The organism is Cupriavidus sp. SS-3 (assembly GCF_035818815.1).
Classification (GTDB): Bacteria; Pseudomonadota; Gammaproteobacteria; order Burkholderiales; family Burkholderiaceae; genus Cupriavidus; species Cupriavidus taiwanensis_C.
On sequence record NZ_JAYLVT010000042.1, the window covers coordinates 1 to 1,486 of the forward strand.

Sequence of the window (1,486 nt, forward strand, 5' to 3'; positions counted from 1 at the left end):
GTGTTCGGCGGCTTCCTGGTGACCCAGCGCATGCTGGAGATGTTCAAGAAGAAGGAACCGAAGGCGAAGGCGCCCGAAGGCAAGCCGGCACTGGCCAAGGAGGGCGCGTGATGGCGGGCCTTGTCAGCATGAACCTCGTCACCCTGCTCTACCTGGTGGCCTCGGTGTGCTTTATCCAGGCGCTCAAGGGGCTGTCGCATCCGGCTTCTGCGCGCAAGGGCAATGCCTTCGGCATGATCGGCATGGCCATCGCGGTGGTGACCACGCTGGTGCTGATCATCAAGCTGAAGAACGAATTCCTCGCCGCGGGCACGGCCCAGTCGTCGGTGGGCACCGGCCTGGCGCTGATCTTCGCGGCGCTGGTGGTCGGCGGCGGCATCGGCGCCTACGTCGCGCGCAAGGTGCAGATGACCAAGATGCCCGAGCTGGTCGCGGCGATGCACTCGCTGATCGGTCTCGCGGCGGTGTTCATCGCGGTGGCGGCGGTGGCCGAGCCGGCGGCGTTCGGCATCAGCCCGGCCGGCTCGCACCTGATCCCGCTGGGCAACCGCATCGAGCTCTTTATCGGCTGCTTCGTCGGCGCGATCACGTTCTCGGGCTCGGTGATCGCCTTCGGCAAGCTGGCCGGGCGCTACAAGTTCCGCCTGTTCCAGGGCGCACCGGTGGTGTTCGCGGGCCAGCACATGCTGAACCTGGCGCTGGCGGTGGCCATGGTGGGCTTCGGCATCGCCTTCTTCATGACGCAGGAATGGCTGCCGTTCCTGGTGATGCTGGCGATTGCCTTCGTGCTGGGCGTGCTGATCATCATCCCGATCGGCGGCGCCGACATGCCGGTGGTGGTGTCGATGCTGAACTCGTACTCGGGCTGGGCCGCGGCGGGCATCGGCTTCTCGCTGAACAACCCGATGCTGATCATCGCCGGCTCGCTGGTGGGATCAAGCGGTGCCATCCTCTCGTACATCATGTGCAAGGCGATGAACCGCTCGTTCTTCAACGTGATCCTGGGCGGCTTCGGCGGCGATGCCGGCGCCGGCGCAACGGCCGGCGCGCAGGCCCAGCGCAACGTCAAGTCGGGCTCGGCGGACGACGCCGCCTTCCTGATGGGCAACGCCGAGACCGTGATCATCGTCCCCGGCTACGGCCTGGCGGTGGCACGCGCGCAGCACGCTCTGAAGGAACTGACCGAGAAGCTGTCCGAGAAGGGCGTGACCGTCAAGTACGCGATCCACCCTGTGGCGGGCCGCATGCCGGGCCACATGAACGTGCTGCTGGCCGAGGCCGAGGTGCCGTACGACCAGGTCTTCGAGATGGAAGACATCAACAGCGAGTTCGGCCAGGCCGACGTGGTGCTGGTGCTGGGCGCCAACGACGTGGTCAACCCGGCGGCGAAGACCGACCCCCAGTCGCCGATCGCGGGCATGCCGATCCTGGAGGCGTACAAGGCCAAGACCATCATCGTCAACAAGCGCTCGATGGCCGCCGGCTA

General features: G+C 66.7%; 1 protein-coding gene and 1 pseudogene. Both read left to right on the forward strand.

Annotation, left to right across the window (positions count from 1 at the left end; genetic code table 11):
- Nucleotides 1-111, forward strand: a pseudogene (locus U9J39_RS29310) (NAD(P) transhydrogenase subunit alpha); the annotation flags it as partial.
- The coding region (locus tag U9J39_RS29315; RefSeq protein WP_326348790.1) for an NAD(P)(+) transhydrogenase (Re/Si-specific) subunit beta at nucleotides 111-1,486 on the forward strand (1,376 nt) is incomplete at its 3' end. The pseudogene U9J39_RS29310 and the gene U9J39_RS29315, both read left to right, overlap by 1 nt.